Here is a 16,943-nt window from a genome sequence, read left to right as displayed (position 1 = left end):
GAGTTACGGCGGCCATAGCGGAGGGGAAACGCCCGGTCCCATTCCGAACCCGGAAGCTAAGCCCTCCAGCGCCGATGGTACTGCACCCGACAGGGTGTGGGAGAGTAGGACACCGCCGAACATCCGTTACCGAAAGGGGACCCAATATACTGGGTCCCCTTTCGTGGTTTGTGTGAAAGGAATGACTGTGTCGGAGAGTGACGACGGACGTCGGTCCTTCCGCGGAGGCAATGCCTCCAACAGCAATCGTGGCGGTGCGTCCAGCGGCGACCGTGGCGGCGCCGGCGGTTCGGGTCGTGGTGGCTCGTCCGGTGGTCCCCGTCGCGATTCGCGCGACAACCGTGGCGGTGCCGGCGGCGATCGTCGCGGTGGCGGACCCCGTCGTGGCGGTGAGGGCGGCTTCGCGCCTCGCGGACGTGAAGGTGACCGTCCGCAGCGGCAGCAGGCCCGTCCGGACGAACCGGATCTGCCCGAGAACGTCGAGGCCGGTGAGCTCGATCCCGCGGTACGTCGCGATCTGCTGAGCTTGGACAAGACGAACGCGAACACGGTTGCGCGCCACCTGGTGATGGCCGGCAAACTCGTCGACGATGATCCGCGACTTGCGCTCGCGCATGCGCGAGCGGCGCGCCAGCGTGCGGGCCGCATCGCCATCGTCCGTGAGGCCGCGGGTATCACCGCGTACCACGCCGGCGAATGGGCGGAGGCGCTGTCGGAGTTGCGCGCTGCTCGTCGCATGGCAGGCGGTCCCGGACTGCTCGCGGTGATGGCGGACTGCGAACGTGGACTGGGTCGCCCGGAGCGTGCGATCGAACTCGGGCGAAGCGAGGAAGCTGCTGCGCTGTCCGGTGACGAGGCTGCCGAACTGCGCATGGTGGTCGCCGGAGCGCGCATGGACCTCGGTCAGTTCGATCAGGCCGTGGTCACGCTGCAGACCCCCGATCTCGACGCCGCGCGGACCGGTCCCGGTGCCGCCCGTCTGTTCTACGCGTATGCCGATGCGCTGGTGGCGGCCGGTCGCATCGAGGACGGACTCAAGTGGTTCCTCAACGCCGCTGCGGCGGATCTCGAGGGTGACACCGACGCGGAGGAGCGTGTGGCCGAGCTGACCGGAGACGATCAGTGACGACCCTGCGAGAGGATTACGACGCTCTGCTGCTCGACCTGGACGGCACGCTGTACCAGGGGCCGCAGGAAATCCCCGGTGCGCGTGAGGCTTTGGCGACCGGGACGCAGCCCTGCTACTACGTGACCAACAACGCCAGTCGCAGTCCCGGCGACGTCGCGGAGCACCTGACCGAACTCGGCTTCGCCGCCGACGAGTCGACGGTGGTGACGAGTTCGCAGTCCGCGGCCAGGCTCCTCGCGGAGAACGTGGCACCGGGCTCGGCGGTGCTGGTCGTGGGCACGGAAGCGCTCGCCGACGAGGTCCGGAACGTCGGACTGCGTCCGGTGCGGTCGTTCGAGGACGCACCCGCCGCCGTCGTCCAGGGACATTCGCCGACCACGGACTGGGCGATCCTCGCCGAGGCGACCCTCGCGATCCGTGCGGGCGCCGTCTGGGTGGCGGCGAACCTGGACTCGACCCTCCCCACCGAGCGGGGTCTCGTCCTCGGCAACGGTTCGATGGTCGCGGCCCTGCGCGCGGCGACATCCCGCGAACCACTCGTGGCGGGCAAGCCGGCAGCACCGCTGATGGAAGACGCGATGCGCCGCAGCGGTTGTGTGCGGCCCCTGGTGGTCGGCGACAGGCTGGACACCGACATCGAAGGCGCCAGCAACGTCGGTCTCGACTCGCTACTGGTCCTCACCGGCGTGAGCACCGCGATCGACGTCCTGCGTGCCGCCCCGGAGCAGCGCCCCACCTACCTGGCATCCGCACTGGACGCACTCAACCGGCCCGCCGACGAGTCGCTGGTCGGTGAGGACAGCCGGTGGTCCGTCGAGTTCGACGGCACCGATCTGGTGATCGAACCGACCGCGGATTCGGCCGAGCCGGTGGATTCGACTGAGTTGCTGCGAGTGGTGGCCGTCGGTGCGTGGAAATTCCCCGACTTCGTGCGGATCACATCGACGACGCCCGCGGTGAGCGCGGTCGTGTCCGGCTGGGGTGCCTGAAAGCCGCCCGACCCGCGTTGTTCGTCACGCGATTCGCTGTATGCGTATCGGAACGCGATGGACTAGCGTTGTGCCCGATGAGCACGCCAATACCGCGCCCGGGAGCCCATCTACCTGGGCCTCCTCAGAGTGTCGACCCCGAGAAGATCCACACGGAGGTCGACGGATTGTTGTCGCGGCTCGGAGCCGTCGAACCTGATCCCGACGACGAGCACGGCGTCGGGGTCATTCCACGCAAAGCCCACCTTCTCGAGAAGGCGCACGACGTGCTGGTGGAGGCCCTGGCCACCGTGGACAAGATCTGACGTGGCCCGTCGAGCACGGGTGGATGCCGAACTCGTTCGGCGGGGGCTGGCCCGGTCCCGAGAACACGCGCAAGAACTCATCGCCTCCGGCCGAGTGCTGATCTCGGGTGCGGCAGCGACCAAACCGGCCACCGCCATCGAAGCGGGAACCCCGTTGCGGGTCGTCGAGGTCGACAACGAAGTGTCCTGGGCATCCCGTGGCGCGCACAAACTCCTCGGCGCTCTCGAGGCGTTCGGCCCCCGCGGACTCGAAGTCGACGGCAAGCGTTGCCTCGACGCCGGCGCATCGACCGGCGGCTTCACCGATGTGCTGCTGCACCACGGCGCGCGGGAGGTCGTGGCGGTGGACGTCGGGTACGGACAGTTGGTGTGGCGGCTGCAGTCCGACGACCGCGTGCACGTCGTGGACCGCACCAACGTGCGATCCATCGATGCCGAGCAGATCGGCGGCCCGGTCGAACTGGTGGTCGCGGACCTGTCGTTCATCTCCCTGAAGCTGGTTCTCCCGGCGTTCGTCGCCTGCGTGGGCGAGGGCGCAGACCTGATTCCGATGGTGAAGCCGCAGTTCGAGGTCGGCAAGGATCACGTGGGCTCCGGTGGGGTGGTGCGTGACCCGGAGTTGCGGGTCGCCGCGATACTGGATGTCGCGAAGACGGCGGCCTCGCTCGGACTACGTACCGTCGGTGCGGTGGCCAGCCCGCTGCCGGGACCGTCGGGGAACGTCGAATACTTCCTGTGGCTCCGCGCGGATGTCACACCCGGGACGGATGATGTACCGGTCGAGTCGGTAGAAGAGTTGATCCGCACCGCGGTGCAGGAGGGACCACAGTGAGCGGGGGAAGCAGCGGCGCCCAGCAACGCGAGCGGGAGATCCTGCTCGTGGCGCACCCGGGTCGCGCGGAGATCACGGAGACGGCGCGGCGCGTCGGCAAGATCTTCGAGCGGGCCGGGATCGGACTGCGCGTCCTCGTCGACGAGGTCGACAGCACTCGCATCGAACCGATGGACGGCATGGCGGCCGACGAATTCCTGGTTCCCGGGCTCGAAGTCACCATCGTGCAGGCAGGCCCCGACGCGGCCCTCGGGTGCGAGATGGTGCTCGTCCTCGGTGGGGACGGGACGTTCCTCCGGGCGGCGGAACTCGCCCAGGCCGCGTCCATTCCGGTCCTCGGCATCAATCTGGGCCGGATCGGGTTCCTCGCGGAAACGGAGGCCGAGCACCTCGACGAGGCGCTCGGACAGGTGGTGCGCCGGGAATACCGCATCGAACACCGCATGACGCTGGACGTGCTCGTCCGGGTGGACGACGAGATCATCGAACGAGGCTGGGCGCTCAACGAGGCGAGCATCGAGAACCGGTCCCGGCTCGGTGTCCTCGAGGTGGTGCTCGAGGTGGACGGGCGGCCGGTGTCGGCGTTCGGCTGCGACGGCGTGCTCATCTCCACACCCACCGGGTCGACGGCATACGCGTTCTCCGCGGGTGGCCCTGTGGTGTGGCCGGAGCTCGAGGCGCTGCTGGTCGTCCCGAGCAACGCGCATGCCTTGTTCGCGCGCCCCCTCGTGACGAGCCCGGAATCGCTGATCGCGGTGGAGACGGTGGCAGGCAGCCACGACGGCCTGGTGTTCTGCGACGGTCGCCGGACCCTCGAATTGCCTGCGGGCGCCCGCGTCGAAGTGGTGCGTGGCAAGGAACCCGTTCGCTGGGTACGACTGGATTCGGCGCCGTTCGCGGACCGGATGGTGCGAAAGTTCGAGCTGCCCGTCACCGGGTGGCGAGGAAGGAAGCCCTAGACGTGCTGGCAGAGATCAGGATCGACAACCTCGGTGTGATCTCCGAGGCGTCGGCGCAATTCCACGAAGGTTTGACGGTGCTCACGGGTGAGACCGGTGCGGGCAAGACGATGGTGGTGACGAGCCTGCACCTGCTCAGCGGTGCGCGAGCAGACGCGGGACGGGTTCGCCTCGGTGCGCCCCGCGCCGTCGTCGAGGGCCGGTTCATGACCGACGAAGGCTCGGAGCACGTCGAACGCGCCGTGTCCCGGCTGCTCGAATCGACCGGTGCCGAGCGCGACGAGGACGGCACCATCATCGCGGTCCGCACCGTCGGCAGCGACGGCCGGTCCCGTGCCCACCTGGGTGGGCGCAGCGTTCCGGCGGGCGTGTTGTCCGAGTTCACCGATCCGCTGCTCACCGTGCACGGGCAGAACGACCAGCTGCGGCTGCTCCGCCCGGACCAGCAGTGCGCCGCACTCGACCGATTCGCGGACAAGACGGTCGGTCCGCTGGTCGCGCGGTACCGCAAGCACCGCGACGAGTGGATGACCGCGCGATCCGAACTCATCGAACGGACCGGTCGTACGCGGGAACTCGCGCAGGAAGCCGACCAACTGACATTCGCCCTCAACGAGATCGACGGCGTCGCCCCGGCCCCGGGCGAGGACGAGTCGATCGTCTCCGAGGTCCGCAGGCTCAGCGAACTCGACTCGCTGCGGTCGGCGGCGGAGGAAGCACACGCCGCGCTCGCAGGCGGCGACGACATGGACGGCGACGGTGTGGCCGCGCCCGCGCTGGACCTGCTGTCCGAGGCGCGGGCCCGGATCGAATCGGCCACCGACCCCGAACTCGACGGACTCGGACCCCGCCTCGCCGAGGTGATCGCGGTGGTCACCGACGTCTCCGCCGACCTCACCACATACCTCGCCGGACTGCCCGCGGACCCGGGGGCACTGGACTCCCTGCTGTCCCGGCAGGCGGAGCTGAAGAACCTCATCCGCAAGTACGCCGCCGACGTCGACGGCGTCCTGGAATGGGCCGACAACGCCCGTGCGCGGCTCGAGAAGATCGACGTGTCCTCCGACGCGCTGGCCGCGCTGACGAAACAGGTGGAGGAGTCGGCGGCGTCGACCGCGGAGGCCGCGTCCAAACTGACCGCCGCCCGCGTCAAGGCCGCGACCAAACTCGCCAAGGCCGTCAGCTCCGAACTCGCCGGTCTGGCAATGGGCCGGGCGGCGCTCGAGGTGACAGTCCGGCCCCGAATCGCCGGACCCCAGGACACGGCCCCGCTCACCGTCGACGGCACCGAACTCCATGCGGGATCGTCCGGCGTCGACGAAGTGGAGTTCCGGCTGTCGGCGCACAGCGGCGCGCAGTCGCTGCCCATCAGCAAGAGCGCGTCCGGCGGTGAGCTCTCACGCGTGATGCTCGCCCTCGAGGTGGTGCTCGCCGGGTCCGACTCGGGCGCGACGATGGTGTTCGACGAGGTCGACGCCGGTGTCGGCGGACGGGCAGCGGTCGAGATCGGCAGGCGGCTGGCCCGGCTGGCCCGCACGCACCAGGTCATCGTCGTCACGCACCTGCCGCAGGTCGCGGCGTTCGCGGACACCCACCTAGTGGTCGACAAGGTCGACGACGAGGACGGCGTCGTCAGCAGTGGCGTGCACACACTCACCGACGACGAACGGGTCGTGGAACTGGCCCGGATGCTCGCCGGCCTCGACGACACCGAGACCGGACGCGCCCACGCGGAGGAGCTGTTGGCGACCGCCAGCGCCGAGCGTTCCGCCTGACCCGGCCCGGCGGGCCGTCCGTGGTAATGGTGTGACTGATGTGGTAAACGGTTCGGCGCGCCTCCACAGGTCGGTCCGGCTTCCGGTCCATCATCGAATCCATGAAGATGCCGGCACTGCTGTCACGTAACACCGAAACTTTGCCTGGGGTCAGCGGCATCGCCAGGGTGGATCGCAACACGGCCAAGTTGCTGCGCCGCGTCGGACCCGGTGACATCGTTGTTCTCGACGAGCTCGACCTCGATCGTGGAACCGCGGATGCCCTGGTGAAGGCGGGCGTCCTCGCAGTGATCAACGCGTCACCCTCGATCTCGGGGCGCTATCCCAATCTCGGCCCGGAGGTGATCGTCGCCAACGGGATCCTCCTGGTGGATTCGGCGGGCGCCGAGGTCTTCAAGAGCATCAAGGACGGCAGCAAGGTCCGGGTGAACGGGGGAGGTGTCTACTCCGGGGAACGGCGCATCGCCAAGGGCGACGAACAGACCGAGGCGGAGATCTCCGACCGGATGATCGAGGCGAAGACCGGTCTGGTCGACCACCTCGAGGCGTTCTCCGGCAACACCATCGAGTTCATCCGCACCGAGAGTCCGTTGCTGATCGACGGTGTCGGGGTCCCCGACGTCGACGTCGACATGAAGGAACGGCACGTCGTGATCGTGTCCGACGGCCCGGACCACGCGTCCGACCTGAAGAACCTCAAGCCGTTCATCAAGGAGTACTCGCCGATCCTCATCGGTGTCGGGGCAGGTGCCGACGTCCTGAAGTCGGCGGGCTATCGCCCGGATCTCATCGTCGGCGACCCCGAGGACATCACGAGCGCCACGTTGAAGTCGGGCGCCGAGGTGGTTCTCCCCGCCGATCAGGACGGCCACGCACCCGGTCTGTCGCGCATCCAGGACCTCGGCATCGGAGCGATGACGTTCCCCGCGTCCGGATCCCCGTCCGACCTGGCGCTGCTGCTGGCCGATCATCACGGCGCGTCGCTGATCGTCACGGTCGGGAGCACCGTCTCCCTCGACGAGTTCTTCGACCGCGGCCGCCGCGACAGCAATCCGTCGGCGTTCATGACCCGCCTGAAGGTCGGGCCGAAACTGGTGGACGCGAAGGCTGTCGCGACCCTGTACCGCAGCCGGGTGTCGGGCGGCGCGATCGCGCTGCTCGTCCTCGCCGCGCTCGTGGCGGTGATCGTGGCTCTGGTCGTGTCCAACGTGGGTGGTGAGGCACTCGATTGGGCTGTCGCGACGTGGAACAGCTTCGCGTTGTGGGTGCAGGGGTTCTTCAAGTGATTTCTCTGCGTCAACATGCCATTTCCATAGCGGCGATCTTTCTGGCTCTGGCAATCGGCGTGGTGATGGGCTCCGGCCTGTTGTCGAGTGGTCTCGTGTCGGGGCTGCGCGACGACAAGGCCGACTTGCAGACCGACATGGAGAACGCGACAGAACGCAACAACCAACTGACCGAGCAGTTGAACTCGGCCGACGGATTCGATTCCGCGGTGGGCGGCCGCGTGGTCGCCGACTCGCTCGCGCAGCGCACCGTGATGGTCGTGACGACCCCCGATGCCGACCCCGCCGACCTCGACGGGGTCAACCGGATGATCGCGCAAGCAGGAGGTTCGGTGACCGGGCGGGTGTCGTTGACCGACTCGTTCGTCGACGCCACCGGCGGCGACCGGTTGCGGACGGTCGTCAACAATGTGATCCCCGCGGGCGTCACGTTGAAGACCGGGGCCGTCGACCAGGGCAGCCTCGCAGGCGACCTGCTGGGTTCGGTCCTCATGCTCGGCAAGGAGACGGGTCAGCCGCAGAGTTCCGCCCAGGAGATGGCGCTTGCCCTCGAGACCCTGCGCGGCGCCGGATTCGTCAGCTACGACGACGGGGCCGTCCAGCCTGCGCAGGTCGCGGTGGTGCTGACCGGAGATCGGGACGTGGAGGACGGCGTCAGCGGCAACCGCGGTGCGGTCGTGGCCCGGTTCGCGGGCGCGCTGGACGCGCGCGGTGCCGGGGCGGTGCTCGCCGGACGTCCGGCCTCCGCCCAGGGCAACGGCGCGGTCGCCGTGGCACGCGCCGACGCCGCCCTCTCTGCGGCGCTCACGACGATCGACAACATCGACCGGGAAGCGGGCAAGATCACCGTTCCGCTGGCGCTGCAGGAGCAACTGAACGGCGGCGCAGGCCGGTACGGCACGGGACCCGGCACCACCGGAGTCACCGTGGGGGCCACCCCGGCGTAGCGCGCGTCACATCGGGGCGGGCAATCGCGGCGCGTTGTTTCCGGGACGTCCGCCGAGGTGTTACCGTGAAGTCCCGTGGGTCGGCAGGCCCCAGCATTGCTCGAACAGACCAAGCCCTGCACAGTCGTCACGGGAGCCCCTTTGCCACAGTCACGCACTCATTCGCGTACCGCCACCAAGCACATCTTCGTGAGCGGCGGCGTCGCCTCCTCACTCGGCAAGGGCCTCACAGCCTCGAGCCTCGGGCAATTGCTGACCGCGCGGGGAATGCGCGTGACCATGCAGAAACTGGATCCGTACCTCAACGTCGATCCGGGCACGATGAACCCCTTCCAGCACGGTGAGGTCTTCGTCACCGAGGACGGCGCCGAGACCGACCTCGACGTCGGCCACTACGAGCGCTTCCTCGACCGCGACCTGTCCGGTCAGGCGAATGTGACCACCGGCCAGGTGTATTCGACGGTCATCGCCAAGGAGCGGCGCGGCGAATACCTCGGCGACACCGTCCAGGTCATTCCGCACATCACGGACGAGATCAAGAGCCGGATCCTCGCGATGAGCGGGCCGGATCTGCAGGGACACCGCCCCGACGTCGTCATCACGGAGATCGGCGGCACCGTCGGCGACATCGAGTCGCAGCCGTTCCTCGAGGCCGCCCGTCAGGTGCGCCACGACGTCGGCCGGGACAACGTCTTCTTCCTCCACGTCTCCCTGGTCCCGTACCTGGCGCCGTCGGGTGAGCTCAAGACGAAGCCCACCCAGCACTCGGTCGCCGCGCTGCGGAACATCGGCATCCAGCCCGACGCGCTGATCCTGCGCTGCGATCGCGAGGTCCCCCCGGCGCTGAAGAACAAGATCGCTCTCATGTGCGACGTCGACGTCGACGGCTGCATCTCGACCCCCGACGCGCCGTCGATCTACGACATCCCGAAGGTGCTGCACAGCGAGGGCCTCGACGCGTACGTCGTCCGTCAGCTGGGACTGCCGTTCCGCGACGTGGACTGGACCGTATGGGGAAACCTGCTCGAGCGCGTCCACCAGCCGCGCGAGACCGTGCGGATCGCCCTGGTCGGAAAATACGTCGACCTGCCGGACGCGTACCTGTCCGTCACCGAGGCGCTGCGTGCAGGCGGGTTCGCGAACCGCTCGAAGGTGGAGATCTCGTGGGTGCCGTCCGACGCATGTGAGACCGAGGCGGGCGCGCAGGCCGCGCTCGGCGACGTCGACGGCGTGCTGATCCCCGGTGGCTTCGGCATCCGCGGCATCGAGGGCAAACTCGGCGCGATCCGGTACGCCCGCCACCGGAAGATCCCCCTGCTCGGACTGTGCCTGGGTCTGCAGTGCGTCGTGATCGAGGCCGCGCGCAGCGTGGGTCTGGACGACGCCAACTCCGCCGAGTTCGAACCCGAGACCACCCACCCCGTGATCTCCACGATGGCCGACCAGGAAGACGTCATCGCCGGTGAGGCCGACCTCGGTGGCACGATGCGCCTCGGCGCGTACCCCGCAGTCCTGGCGAAGGGGTCCGTCGTGGCGCGGGCGTACGGCAGCGAAGAGGTGTCGGAGCGGCACCGTCACCGCTACGAGGTCAACAACGCGTACCGGGACCGGATCGCCAAGAGCGGACTCCGGTTCAGCGGCACCTCTCCCGACGGTCACCTCGTCGAGTTCGTCGAGTACCCGGCCGACCAGCACCCGTTCTTCGTCGCCACGCAGGCCCACCCCGAGCTGAAGAGCCGTCCGACGCGCCCGCATCCTCTGTTCGCGGCGTTCGTCGACGCGGCGCTGAGGCACAAGCTCGAGGAGCGCCTCCCCGTCGACGTGCACGGTGAGGAGCGTGCGGCGGCCGCCGACGCCGAGATCGCCGATTCCGCCGACCGCGACGAGGTCGCGTCGGTCGACAGCGCGGGATAGGGCGAGACGGACCATGCCCGACATCGGCCGGCACGAATTCGAGACCCTCGACTCGCGCGCCGTCTACAGCGGCGCGATCCTCGCCCTGCGGGTGGATCACGTCGCAATGCCGGACGGCCGGACCGCCGAACGTGAGGTGGTCGAGCACCACGGCGCCGTCGCAGTCGTGGTGCTCGACGAGGAGGACCGGGTCGTCCTGATCCACCAGTACCGGCACCCGGTGGGGCGCCGGTTGTGGGAGATCCCGGCGGGTCTGCTGGACGAGCCGGGGGAGGACCCCGTCGACGCCGCGCGACGCGAACTGGCGGAAGAGACCGGCCTCGCGGCCCGGCGCTGGTCCGTCCTCGTGGATGTCGTTCTCTCACCGGGGTTCACGGACGAGTCGGTGCGCGTGTTCCTCGCCGAGGACCTGTACGAGGTGGACCGGCCCGACCCGGAGGACGAGGAAGCCGACCTCGAGATCGAGCGGATTCCGTTCGACGAGGTCGTGTCGATGGTGCTGAACGGGACCATCGTCAACGCCACGGCCGCATCCGGCGTCATGGCCCTCGCCGCCGCCCGGTCCCGGCCGGGCGGTCTCGGCGAACTCCGCGACGTGAGCGCCCCCTGGGTCGATCGCCCCGAACGGTTCAGCGAGCGGAAGCGCACACGTGCCGCTGGGGACGAAGCCGCGCGGACATGACGTGGTGATCGCCCTGCGGACGGGTGATCCGAACCGTGAACTGCCGCCGCTGGCGGCGAGTTCGGTGGCCCGGGCGCTGTTCGACGGGGGCCCGCTCCGAGGCCGGCGACCCACCTGCTCGACGGCGGCACCGACGTCCGCGTCGTCGAGGAGTTGCTGGGACACGCGTCGATGACGACCACGCAGATATATACGCTGCTGACAGTGGGTGCGCTGCGCGAGGTCTGGGCGGGAGCACATCCCCGGGCGCGGTAGCGGAAAGCGTGTCGAGGGGAAAATTCACGGTACGAGGCGGTAGCGTTCGTATAACGATGTGGGATCGACAGCGATCATCGAGAGAACAGGGGATCATCGGACCGTGGTGACACCGCAGCCGCCAGCGGCGGAGTCAGAGCACTCGCAACCGGAGGGCGACATGTTCGACGTGCGGCAAACCGACACCGCAGACTTGTTCGACGACGCTGCCGTGGTCGTGGAGGAGGAACTCGGCCCCACGGGTCGGCCGACGCGTGAGGTGCCGGAACCCGCCCCGTTGCCCTCGCACGGTCCGGCCAAGATCGTCGCGATGTGCAACCAGAAGGGCGGCGTCGGCAAGACGACGTCGACGATCAATCTGGGTGCGTCGCTGGCCGAATACGGCCGGCGGGTCCTGCTCGTCGACCTCGATCCCCAGGGGGCGCTGTCCGCGGGCCTCGGAGTCGCGCACAACGACCTCGAACTGACCGTCCACAATCTGCTCGTCGAACCGCGCGTCTCCATCGACGACGTCCTGATGCGGACGCGCGTCGAGGGCCTCGACCTTCTGCCGAGCAACATCGACCTGTCGGCGGCGGAGATCCAGCTCGTCACCGAGGTAGGCCGTGAGCAGACGCTCGGTCGCGTGCTGCATCCCGTGCTCGACCGCTACGACTACGTCCTCATCGACTGCCAGCCGTCCCTCGGTCTGCTCACGGTCAACGCGCTGGCCTGCGCGGACTCGGTGATCATCCCGATGGAATGCGAGTACTTCAGCCTGCGCGGCCTGGCGCTGCTCAACGACACGGTCGAGAAGGTCCACGACAGGCTCAACCCGCGTCTCGAACTCGCCGGCATCGTCGTGACGATGTTCGACTCGCGTACCCTGCACGCGCGCGAGGTGATGGCTCGCGTGGTGGAGGTGTTCGGGGATCTGGTCTACGACACTGTGATCAACCGGACCGTGCGATTCCCCGAGACCTCCGTCGCCGGGGAACCGATCACCACCTGGGCGCCCAAGTCGACCGGCGCCGAGGCGTACCGTGCGCTGGCACGCGAGGTCATTCACCGGTCCGGCCGGTAAGTGGTGAATACGCAAGACATTCCGGCACCACCGCAGACCGAGGGTTCGAACACCGAGGACCCGCAGGCGCCCGCCGTCAAGCCCGGCTTCCGGGTGACGCTGCGCAACTTCGAGGGACCGTTCGATCTGCTCCTCACCCTGATCAACCAGCGACAGCTGGACGTCACGGAAGTCGCGCTGCACCAGGTGACGGACGACTTCATCGCCTACACCCGCACGCTCGGCGCGGAGATGGGACTCGACCAGACGACGGAATTCCTGGTCGTCGCCGCGACGCTGCTCGATCTGAAGGCGGCGCGTCTGCTCCCGGCGGGGCAGGTGGAGGACGCCGAGGACCTGGCGCTTCTCGAGGCGCGCGACCTGCTGTTCGCCCGGCTGCTGCAGTACCGCGCGTACAAGCAGGTTGCGCAACTGTTCGGTGAGCTCGAGGCGGCCGCGCTGCGCCGGTATCCGCGGTCGGCGGCACTGGAGGACCAGTTCACCCAGTTGCTGCCGGAAGTGTTGCTCGGCGTCGACCCGCAGCGGTTCGCGGAGATCGCCGCGACCGTGTTCACACCCCGCCCGAAGCCCACTGTGGGACTCGACCACCTGCACGACATGCACGCGGTGTCGGTCCCCGACCAGGCGGCGCGGATGCTGGAACTGCTCCGCGAGCGAGGCGCCGGGGAGTGGGCGACCTTCGGCGACCTCGTCTCGGAGTGCGAACTCACCGCCCTGATCGTGGCAAGATTCCTCGCGCTGCTCGAGCTGTACCGCGAGCAGTCGGTGTTGTTCGAACAGCCCGAGCCACTCGGGGAATTGCTGGTGAGCTGGACCGGGGAACGCACAGACGCCCCGGTGACCGAGGAGGATTACGGATGAGTTCGGCCCCGCTCGACGAGCCGGACGACGAGGGCGCCGTCGACGCGGAACCCGAGCTGTCGGACACGGAACCCGAGTTGTCGGACACGGAACCCGAGTTGTCGGACACCGAACTCGCTGCGGTTCTCGAGTCGTTGCTGCTGATCGTCGACTCTCCGGCCGGTGCGGAGCAGCTCGCGTCCGCGACGGGTGCTTCTGTGAATCGCATCACGGAGACGCTGAACCGCATGTCCGCCGAGCTCACCGCCCGGGGAAGCGGGATGGACCTCCGATATGCCGGTGACGGTTGGCGTCTCTACACCCGCACCGCGTACGCGCCCTACGTGGAACGGCTCCTGCTCGACGGAGCCCGCTCCAAACTGACGAGGGCGGCGTTGGAAACTCTGGCCGTGGTGGCATACCGTCAACCGTTGACCCGCGCACGGATCAGTGCGGTGCGCGGCGTCAACGTGGATGGTGTGGTGCGCACACTTCTCGCTCGCGGGTTGATCGCCGAAGCCGGCGTCGATCCCGATACCAACGCCACGCAGTACTCGACGACGGAACTCTTCCTGGAACGGCTCGGCTTGGCGTCTCTGGCCGATCTTCCCGCGCTGGCTCCGTTGTTGCCGGATGTGGATCTGATAGATGACATCAGTGACAGTCTGGAATCTGACCCACGATTTGCGAGAATGAATAAAGCTACGGCTTCCACAGAAGAGTTGGACACCGGGCTGGACACCGAAGACTGACAGGGATAGTACAAAAGTGAAGAAACCCGCTCGCCGAGATGGCACACCGGATCGCAACAACAAGAAGCAGCGCCCCACCAGGTCGGAGGCCGGAGGGCGCACCAGGTCGGAGGCCGGAGGGCGTCCGGACAGGGCCGAGGCCGGTCATCGATCAGGCCGGCCCGACGCCGCGAAGGGCAAACCTGGCAGGCCCGACCCTGCCGCGAAGAACAAGCGTGGCAAGCCCAAGTCGGCCAAGCCGCAGCGCGCGCAGGCCCAGGCCCAGGCCCCCAAGATCAGCAACGCCAAGCCGGCCCGGCACCAGTACGCCGACGCCGATCGGCCCGTCGGCCCGCCGCAGGGCGACGGCATGCGCCTGCAGAAGGTTCTCGCTCAGGCCGGTGTCGCGTCGCGTCGTGCGGCCGAGGAACTGATCTCGCAGGGTCGTGTCGAGGTCGACGGCCGCATCGTCATCGAACAGGGACTGCGCATCGACCCCGAGAACGCGGTGGTGCGCGTGGACGGTGTCCGCGTCGTCGTCCAGAAGGACCTGGTCCACCTCGCCCTCAACAAGCCCCGCGGCTGGCAGTCGACGATGTCGGACGACCTGGGCCGCCCGTGCGTCGGCGACATCGTCTCCGAGCGGGTCGCCGCCGGTCAGCGGTTGTTCCACGTCGGTCGGCTCGATGCCGACACCGAGGGACTGCTGCTGCTCACCAACGACGGTGACCTGGCGCATCGGCTGATGCACCCGTCGTTCGAGGTGTCGAAGACGTACCTAGCGACCGTGTCGGGTGCTCTCGAGCGCGGCGTCGGTAAGAAGCTGAAGGAGGGTGTCGAACTCGAGGACGGACCGGCGAAGGTCGACACGTTCACGCTCCTCGACATCAACGAGGGCAAGTCGCTCGTCCGGGTCACGCTGCACGAAGGCCGTAAGCACATCGTTCGTCGCCTGTTCGACGCCGTGGGGCACCCCGTCATCCGGCTCGTCCGGACGGACATCGGCGCGGTCGCGCTCGGCGACCAGCGGCCCGGCACATTGCGCGTCCTGGGTCGTGGCGAGGTCGGCGGTCTCTACGGGGCGGTGGGCCTGTGAGTGCCTCGTCGCTGGTCGTCGCGATGGACGGCCCGTCCGGAACCGGGAAGTCGAGCGTTTCGCGGATGCTGGCGCAGCGACTCGACGCCCGGTACCTCGACACCGGAGCCATGTATCGCATCGCGACGCTGCATGTGCTGCGCAAGGGCGTGGACGTCACCGATCCCGCCGCGATCGCCGACGCGACCGTCGGTCTGCCGTGGTCGATCGGAACCGACCCGGCGGGCGAGCAGGTCCTGCTCGACGGCGAGGACGTGGGGGAGGAGATCCGCGGCGACGCGGTGACCAAGGCCGTCTCGGCTGTCTCCGCCGTTCCCGCGGTGCGCGAACTGCTCGTCGCGGCGCAGCGTCGTCTCACGGGCGAGACCGAACGGATCGTCGTCGAGGGCCGGGACATCGGCACCGTCGTGCTTCCCGATGCCGACGTGAAGATCTACCTGACCGCCTCGGCGGAAGCCCGGGCCCAGCGCAGGAATGCGCAGAATCTCGCGGAAGGACGAGGCGACGACTACGCGGCCGTGCTGGCCGATGTGCAGCGCCGTGACCACCTCGACTCCACGCGCGCCGTGTCGCCGCTGCGGCCGGCCGACGATTCCGTGCTGGTCGACACCAGCGAACTCGGAATCGACGACGTGATCGGCAGGTTGCTGCTGGTGGTAAGCGAAAGAAGTGGAGCAGGGCAGTGACCGAACAATTCACCACCGAGTTCGCAGGCGACGGAACCTGGAGTGAGGAATCCGACTGGGAGGTCCTCGACCTCGAAGACGGCGGCGACGGGGAGGCCCACGTCCCGGTTCCCACCCTCGCCGTGGTCGGACGCCCGAACGTCGGTAAGTCGACGCTCGTCAACCGGATCATCGGCCGCCGCGAGGCCGTCGTCGAGGACATTCCCGGTGTGACCCGGGACCGTGTCTCGTACGAGGCGAACTGGAGCGGACGCCGGTTCATGGTGCAGGACACCGGCGGCTGGGAACCCGACGCCAAGGGCCTGCAGCAGTCGGTGGCCCGGCAGGCGGAGCTGGCGATGCAGACCGCGGACGCGATCCTGCTCGTGGTCGATGCCGTCGTCGGCGCCACCGCGACCGACGAGGCCGTGGCCAAGGTGCTGCGCCGGTCCAAGACGCCGGTTCTGCTGGTCGCCAACAAGGTGGACGACGGCCGCACCGAATCCGAGGTGGCCGCACTGTGGTCGCTGGGGCTCGGGCAGCCGCACTCGGTGAGTGCGACGCACGGCCGCGGTACGGGCGATCTCCTCGACGAGGTGCTCGCCGCCCTCCCGGAGACCCCGCGCGAGGGCATCCCCGGCGGCGGACCGCGTCGTGTGGCCCTGGTCGGGAAGCCGAACGTCGGGAAGTCGAGCCTGCTGAACAAGCTGTCGGGCGACGAGCGTTCGGTGGTCCACAACGTCGCGGGCACCACCGTCGACCCGGTCGACTCGATCGTGGAACTCGGCGGCAGGCCGTGGCGTTTCGTCGACACCGCCGGTCTGCGCAAGCGGGTCAGCCACGCCAGCGGCGCCGAGTTCTACGCGTCGCTGCGGACGAAGAGCGCCATCGAGGCCGCCGAGGTCGCGATTCTGCTGATCGACGCATCCGAGCCGATCTCGGAGCAGGACCTGCGCGTGCTGAGCATGGTGGCCGACGCCGGCCGGGCTCTCGTCATCGCGTTCAACAAGTGGGATCTCGTCGACGAGGACCGGCGACTTCAGCTCGACCGCGAAGTCGATCGGGACCTGGTGCGGGTGCCGTGGGCGCAGCGCGTCAACATCTCGGCGCAGACGGGACGCGCGGTACAGAAGCTGGTGCCCGCCCTCGACACGGCGCTGGAATCGTGGGACAAGCGCATTCCGACGGGCCGGCTCAACACGTGGCTCAAGGAAGTCGTCGCCGCGACGCCGCCGCCGATGCGCGGTGGCCGGCTGCCTCGCGTGATGTTCGCCACGCAGGCCGGGACGCGTCCGCCGACGTTCGTGCTGTTCACGACCGGGTTCCTCGAGGCTGGCTACCGCCGGTTCCTGGAGCGGCGCCTGCGTGAGGAGTTCAATTTCGACGGCAGCCCCGTCCGCATCTCGGTGCGGGTGCGGGAAAAGCGTGAGCGGCGAAGTCGTTGATCCGACAGAATGTGCTCTGACCAGGCGATT

General features: G+C 68.6%; 16 protein-coding genes, 1 rRNA gene and 1 pseudogene. All 18 read left to right on the top strand.

From position 1 onward, the window contains the following. Positions 1-4: 4 nt before the first annotated feature. Positions 5-121, top strand: a 5S ribosomal RNA gene (rrf, locus tag AC1DWT_RS29120). 60 nt (positions 122-181) lie between these two features. Next, a complete protein-coding gene (locus AC1DWT_RS29115) occupies positions 182-1,126 on the top strand; it encodes a tetratricopeptide repeat protein (protein ID WP_072941904.1) in 945 nt (314 codons plus the stop codon). After that, the gene (locus AC1DWT_RS29110) at positions 1,123-2,118 is read left to right on the top strand and encodes an HAD-IIA family hydrolase (protein ID WP_206012626.1); all 996 of its coding nucleotides are present in this window, start codon (positions 1,123-1,125) and stop codon (positions 2,116-2,118) included. The genes AC1DWT_RS29115 and AC1DWT_RS29110 overlap by 4 nt, the downstream gene beginning before the upstream one ends. A gap of 77 nt (positions 2,119-2,195) precedes the next feature. After that, positions 2,196-2,423 carry a hypothetical protein gene (locus tag AC1DWT_RS29105; protein WP_043943807.1) on the top strand — a complete coding sequence of 76 codons (228 nt, stop codon included), beginning with the start codon at positions 2,196-2,198 and terminating at the stop codon, positions 2,421-2,423. Position 2,424: 1 nt separating this feature from the next. Continuing rightward, a complete protein-coding gene (locus AC1DWT_RS29100; protein ID WP_206012625.1) occupies positions 2,425-3,255 on the top strand; it encodes a TlyA family RNA methyltransferase in 831 nt (276 codons plus the stop codon). After that, positions 3,252-4,214, top strand: coding sequence for an NAD kinase (locus AC1DWT_RS29095; protein ID WP_072941897.1), 963 nt, complete (start codon positions 3,252-3,254; stop codon positions 4,212-4,214). Before AC1DWT_RS29100 ends, AC1DWT_RS29095 begins: the two co-directional genes overlap by 4 nt. Before the next feature lie 2 nt (positions 4,215-4,216). Beyond that, on the top strand, positions 4,217-5,989 hold the full coding sequence (gene recN / locus AC1DWT_RS29090; RefSeq protein WP_072941895.1) for a DNA repair protein RecN: 1,773 nt from the start codon (positions 4,217-4,219) through the stop codon (positions 5,987-5,989). 101 nt (positions 5,990-6,090) lie between these two features. Next, the gene (gene steA / locus AC1DWT_RS29085) at positions 6,091-7,275 is read left to right on the top strand and encodes a putative cytokinetic ring protein SteA (protein WP_095863647.1); all 1,185 of its coding nucleotides are present in this window, start codon (positions 6,091-6,093) and stop codon (positions 7,273-7,275) included. After that, positions 7,272-8,222, top strand: coding sequence for a copper transporter (locus AC1DWT_RS29080; RefSeq protein ID WP_206012624.1), 951 nt, complete (start codon positions 7,272-7,274; stop codon positions 8,220-8,222). Before steA ends, AC1DWT_RS29080 begins: the two co-directional genes overlap by 4 nt. Before the next feature lie 141 nt (positions 8,223-8,363). Further along, a complete protein-coding gene (locus tag AC1DWT_RS29075; RefSeq protein WP_206012623.1) occupies positions 8,364-10,136 on the top strand; it encodes a CTP synthase in 1,773 nt (590 codons plus the stop codon). A gap of 13 nt (positions 10,137-10,149) precedes the next feature. Then, positions 10,150-10,818, top strand: a complete 669-nt coding sequence (locus tag AC1DWT_RS29070; RefSeq protein WP_206012622.1) for an NUDIX domain-containing protein — start codon at positions 10,150-10,152, stop codon at positions 10,816-10,818. A gap of 105 nt (positions 10,819-10,923) precedes the next feature. Continuing rightward, positions 10,924-11,073 (top strand): annotated as a pseudogene (locus tag AC1DWT_RS29065) (tyrosine-type recombinase/integrase); the annotation flags it as partial. Between the two features lie 58 nt (positions 11,074-11,131). Beyond that, positions 11,132-12,136, top strand: coding sequence for a ParA family protein (locus AC1DWT_RS29060; RefSeq protein WP_072941884.1), 1,005 nt, complete (start codon positions 11,132-11,134; stop codon positions 12,134-12,136). Then, positions 12,137-12,997: a segregation and condensation protein A gene (locus tag AC1DWT_RS29055; RefSeq protein ID WP_206012621.1), complete on the top strand. Its 861-nt coding sequence runs from the start codon at positions 12,137-12,139 to the stop codon at positions 12,995-12,997. It abuts the gene before it with no gap. Further along, positions 12,994-13,728: an SMC-Scp complex subunit ScpB gene (gene scpB / locus AC1DWT_RS29050; RefSeq protein WP_206012620.1), complete on the top strand. Its 735-nt coding sequence runs from the start codon at positions 12,994-12,996 to the stop codon at positions 13,726-13,728. Before AC1DWT_RS29055 ends, scpB begins: the two co-directional genes overlap by 4 nt. A gap of 16 nt (positions 13,729-13,744) precedes the next feature. After that, positions 13,745-14,803 carry a pseudouridine synthase gene (locus AC1DWT_RS29045; RefSeq protein WP_206012619.1) on the top strand — a complete coding sequence of 353 codons (1,059 nt, stop codon included), beginning with the start codon at positions 13,745-13,747 and terminating at the stop codon, positions 14,801-14,803. Beyond that, positions 14,800-15,489, top strand: a complete 690-nt coding sequence (cmk, locus tag AC1DWT_RS29040; protein WP_206012618.1) for a (d)CMP kinase — start codon at positions 14,800-14,802, stop codon at positions 15,487-15,489. The genes AC1DWT_RS29045 and cmk overlap by 4 nt, the downstream gene beginning before the upstream one ends. Continuing rightward, complete coding sequence (der, locus tag AC1DWT_RS29035) at positions 15,486-16,913, top strand: ribosome biogenesis GTPase Der (RefSeq protein ID WP_012687907.1); 1,428 nt, start codon at positions 15,486-15,488, stop codon at positions 16,911-16,913. Before cmk ends, der begins: the two co-directional genes overlap by 4 nt. Positions 16,914-16,943 lie beyond the last annotated feature (30 nt).

It is taken from the genome of Rhodococcus sp. P4_B6 (genome assembly GCF_056402215.1).
Note: the sequence above shows the minus strand (reverse complement) of the source record. Positions and strands in the feature narration are given on the sequence as shown.

Excerpts from the sequence above, each read along its gene's own strand:
- steA (WP_095863647.1), top strand. The coding sequence starts at position 6,091 with ATGAAGATGCCGGCACTGCTGTCACGTAACACCGAAACTTTGCCTGGG.
- AC1DWT_RS29105 (WP_043943807.1), top strand. The coding sequence starts at position 2,196 with ATGAGCACGCCAATACCGCGCCCGGGAGCCCATCTACCTGGGCCTCCT.
- scpB (WP_206012620.1), top strand. The coding sequence starts at position 12,994 with ATGAGTTCGGCCCCGCTCGACGAGCCGGACGACGAGGGCGCCGTCGAC.
- AC1DWT_RS29070 (WP_206012622.1), top strand. The coding sequence starts at position 10,150 with ATGCCCGACATCGGCCGGCACGAATTCGAGACCCTCGACTCGCGCGCC.
- AC1DWT_RS29115 (WP_072941904.1), top strand. The coding sequence starts at position 182 with ATGACTGTGTCGGAGAGTGACGACGGACGTCGGTCCTTCCGCGGAGGC.